Below are 4,656 nucleotides of genomic sequence, written 5' to 3' on the forward strand. Positions count from 1 at the left end.
GCAGCCTCTGGAAAGTCGCTGGCCCAATTACAACAAACCCCCGCTACCATGGCGAGGGTTTGTCAGCAGTCTGAGGCCCCCGTTATCGGGGGCCCGCTTTACTCCCCCTGTCTCCTGTCTATGCTTGGGTGTGGTACCGAAAAAGCCCCCAAGTGGCCTGATCCACAAGTGCCATTTTGTTAGGACGTTGGTCTAATTCATTGACGAACTGCCCGCATGGTGAACTATAGGGAATCCGTCTCCATAGCCCCAGTGGCGCTTTCACTACAATACTCACAACGATGAACAGACTCACAATAAAATGAGGGGAGCACAATGACTGAGAAGCACGTTTACCCGGTCAATCCGGATTTTGCCAAACGGGCCCTGATCACCCGGGAGCAGTACGATCAGATGTACCGTCAGTCAGTCGACGAACCAGATGCGTTCTGGGGCGAGCACGGCAAACGGCTCGATTGGATCAAGCCGTACACCAAAGTGAAAAATACCACCTACGATTACAACAACCTGTCCATCAAATGGTTCGAGGACGGTGAGCTCAATGCTTCCGCCAACTGCCTGGACCGTCACCTGGCAACCCGGGGCGACCAGACCGCCATCATCTTTGAGGGCGACGACCCGGCGGAGTCCCGCCACGTCAGCTACCGTGAACTGCACGAAGAGACCTGCAAGTTTGCCAACGTCCTCAAATCCCAGGGCGTGAAGAAAGGGGATGTGGTCACCATCTACATGCCGATGATCGTCGAAACCGCCGTCGCCATGCTGGCCTGCGCCCGCATTGGTGCGATTCACTCGGTGGTGTTCGGTGGCTTTTCGCCAGAGGCGCTGGCAGCGCGGATCGACAACGGCAAGTCCCGCTTTGTGATTACCGCGGATGAGGGGGTTCGTGGCGGTCGCAAGATCCCGCTGAAGAAGAATGTCGATGCGGCCCTGCGGAATGAGAACCTGGGCGGTGTCGAGAAAGTCGTGGTGGTGTCCCGCACCCAGGGCGATGTGCCCTGGAACGAAGGCCGGGATGTACGCTACGAAGAGCTGATGAAGGACGCCTCCGCCGATTGTGAGCCGGAGCCGATGAACGCCGAAGACCCGCTGTTCATGCTGTACACTTCCGGCTCCACCGGGGCACCCAAAGGCGTGTTGCACACCACCGGCGGTTACCTGGTGTATGCCTCGATGACTCACCAGTACGTGTTTGACTATCAGGATGGCGATGTTTACTGGTGCACCGCCGACTTTGGCTGGGTCACCGGCCACAGTTACATCCTCTATGGGCCGTTGGCCAATGGTGCCATCACCGTGCTGTTTGAAGGGGTGCCAAACTACCCGGACAGCTCCCGCATGGGGCAGGTGGTGGACAAGCACAAGGTGAACGTGCTTTACACCGCGCCGACCGCGATCCGCGCCCTGATGGCCGAGGGTGAGTCCTGCATGGCAGGCACCACCCGCGAGTCCCTGCATCTGCTGGGCTCGGTGGGGGAACCCATCAACCCCGAGGCTTGGGAATGGTACCACCGGGTCATCGGCGACAGCCGCTGCCCGATCGTGGACACCTGGTGGCAGACCGAAACCGGCGGTATCCTGATTTCACCACTGCCTGGTGCGTTTGATCTCAAGCCCGGTTCTGCGACGCTGCCATTCTTCGGCGTCCAGCCGGCGCTGGTAGACAATGACGGCAACATTCTGGATGGGGCCACCGAAGGCAATCTGGTGATCCTCGACAGCTGGCCCGGTCAGATGCGCACCATCTACGGTGACCACGAGCGTTTCGTCCAGACCTACTTCAGTACTTACAAGGGCATGTACTTCACCGGTGATGGCGCTCGCCGCGACGATGACGGCTATTACTGGATCACCGGGCGTGTGGATGACGTTCTGAACGTCTCCGGTCATCGCCTGGGCACCGCCGAGGTGGAAAGTGCGCTGGTGGCCCACGATCTGGTCGCTGAAGCCGCGGTGGTGGGCTATCCCCACGACATCAAGGGGCAGGGCATCTACGTCTACGTCACTCTGGTGCAGGGTGAAGAGCCGTCCGACGAGCTCAAGAAGGAGCTGGTACAGTGGGTGCGCAAGGAAATCGGTCCCATCGCGTCACCGGATGTGATTCAGTGGGCGCCGGGCTTGCCGAAAACCCGGTCAGGGAAGATTATGCGCCGTATTTTGCGTAAAATTGCGGCTAACGAGCACGATCAATTGGGCGACACCTCCACGCTGGCCGATCCCAGTGTGGTGGATGAGCTCATCAATCATCGTGAATTCCAGTAAGGCCTGGCGACAGGCCTGACACCTGTGAGGACTCTGTTGAATGGCACAACAAATTATCATCGCCGATGATCACCCCCTGTTTCGGGCAGCCCTGAAGCAGGCGGTCAACCAGGCAGTACCTGATGCCGAAACGGTGGAAGTGGAAAGCATCAAGGCGTTGCAGGCGGCGGTGGAGGCTCATCCGGATGCGGATCTGGTCCTGCTGGATCTGAACATGCCGGGGGCTCACGGCTTCTCCGGGCTGGTGTTCATGCGTGGACAGTATCCGGGGCTGCCGGTGGTGGTTGTGTCAGGCTCTGAGGAGCTCCAGGTGATGCGACGCTCAATCGACTACGGCGCCTCCGGCTTCATTCCGAAGTCGGCGTCGCTGCCCACAATCACGGAGGCCATTCAGGCGGTGCTGGAGGGCGACGTCTGGCTGCCGGATGGTGTGGCAGAGAAAATTGAGCGACTGCAGGCCGATGCCCCCGACTTCTCCGAGAAGCTGGCATCACTGACACCGCAACAGTTCCGGGTGCTGGGGATGCTCGCCGAAGGGCTGTTGAACAAGCAGATCGCCTACGATCTGGACGTGTCGGAGGCCACCATCAAGGCTCACATCACGGCGGTGTTCCGCAAGCTGGGGGTGCGCAACCGCACCCAGGCGGTAATCGCCATCCAGCAGATGGAGATCGATCCTTCGGATACCTCGTTATCCGGTAGCTGATCCGAGCGCCCATGGGCGCCGCTCCAATGTGAAAACAGAAAGCTCCCGGGCTATGGCTCGGGAGCTTTTTTTATTGCCGGAGGCTGTTCTGGCTGCTCTTCTCCTTTCCCTGTGTCTGTGTCTGTGTCTGTGTCTGTGTCTGTGTCTGTGTCTGTGTCTGTGTCTGTGCCGTTGGCGATGCCTGCCGTGTCCTTTTTCCCCAACTCAGACAGCCGTCTCCTGATTAATGCAATATTCGGATATAGGTACGGGTGTTCGCAAATAGCCGAAATGTTGGTGATCGCTCGGCTGTGTTTTTCAGAAAGGGCGATCTATATAAATTCAATGTTAATCAAATTGTTATAGGTTTTTCGACGTTCTGGTCGGTTGTTTTGTAATCAAATATTTATGTAAATGCCATTGCCTTGTCACAGGCAGTTCTGTAAATTCAGCTAACAAATGTACGCTGAATTTCGTAGGTGATTGAATGAACGCAGCTGTCAAACCCGAATCGTTTGAGACCAGTGGTTTCGGCTTCCAGGATGAACGCAAGCTTCGCGACGACATGCGTAAGGAGCTGCCAGCGGATACCTTTCAGGCGCAGAGCTGGCGGGTCATCTGGTTCCTGCCGCTCCAGCTGGTGATCTGGGGAGGGATTGCCACCATTCTTCTGGCGGGTCTGCCCTGGTATGCCAACCTGGGCCTGGCTCTGCTGGTGGGGCACACCATTGGTTCCCAGGCGCTCCTGGCGCATGAGGTACTGCATGGTGCGCTGGGTATGAGCAAGCGTTGGCAGAACTTTTTTGGCTGGCTCGGGTTCGGCCCGCTGATCGTTCCGCCGGAGTTCTGGCGCAAGTGGCATAATGTAGTGCACCACGGCAACACCAACATGGGCGATGTAGACCCGGACAGCTTTGGTACCCTTCGTCGCTACCGGGTGGACCCCAAGCAACAGAAGTTCACCAAGTTGGCACCGGGGTCAGGCACCTGGTACAGCTACCTGTTCCTGACTTATTCGTTCACCATGCATGCGCAGCTGGTGCTGTGGTTCCAGGCCAAACGTCGCAAGCTTTTCAAGGGCTTTGACCGCAAGAAGGCCATCCGCCAGACCTACCTGTGCGTGGCGGCCTGGGCCGTGCTGGCGATCCTGTCCGGGCCGCTGGCGGTGTTTACGGTGTTGATCCCGTTCATGGTGGCAAATGCGCTCGGTCAGGGGTACATCCTCACCAACCACTTCCTGCGCCCGCAGACGGTCAGCAACAACCCGCTGGACAACTCCATGAGCCTGCGCAGCAACCCGATCCTGGATCGCCTGCACTACCGCTTCAGCCATCACGTGGAGCATCACTTCTTCCCGAAGATGTCTTCCAACAAGGCGCCGCGGGTGCGGGAATGGCTGGAACAGCATCATGGCGACCGCTATATGGCAATGCCTCACAGCACTGCGATCAAGTATCTGTACACCACACCGAGGGTCTACAAGTCGGCCACGGAGCTGGTGGACCCCATCCGTCCGGAGCGGGTATTTGATCTGATGCCACTGCAATCCCGGTACTCGGCCACGACGTTCCATCAGGCCGGATAACCGGAAGGCACCGTGAAAACAAAAAGGCACGCCCATGTGGGCGTGCCTCAGACTGCTGACAAACCCCGGTTTTCCGGGGTTTGTTGCATTTGGTCGTTCTGTTTTCAGCCGGCGGTCGCTTGAG

General features: G+C 58.3%; 3 protein-coding genes. All 3 read left to right on the forward strand.

Annotation, left to right across the window (positions count from 1 at the left end):
* Positions 1 to 315 precede the first annotated feature (315 nt).
* Positions 316 to 2,262 (forward strand): acetate--CoA ligase, encoded by a 1,947-nt coding sequence (gene acs, locus MLD24_RS21325; protein WP_248169326.1) that lies wholly within the window; start codon positions 316 to 318, stop codon positions 2,260 to 2,262.
* Positions 2,263 to 2,302: 40 nt separating this feature from the next.
* Positions 2,303 to 2,968, forward strand: a complete 666-nt coding sequence (locus tag MLD24_RS21330; protein WP_227172046.1) for a response regulator — start codon at positions 2,303 to 2,305, stop codon at positions 2,966 to 2,968.
* A 466-nt stretch (positions 2,969 to 3,434) separates the two neighbouring features.
* Entirely contained in the window at positions 3,435 to 4,532 is a 1,098-nt protein-coding gene (locus MLD24_RS21335; RefSeq protein ID WP_248169328.1) for a fatty acid desaturase family protein, read from the forward strand.
* Positions 4,533 to 4,656: the final 124 nt, after the last annotated feature.

The sequence above is a fragment of the Marinobacter xestospongiae genome (assembly GCF_023156385.1).
In the GTDB taxonomy this organism is placed as follows: domain Bacteria; phylum Pseudomonadota; class Gammaproteobacteria; order Pseudomonadales; family Oleiphilaceae; genus Marinobacter; species Marinobacter xestospongiae.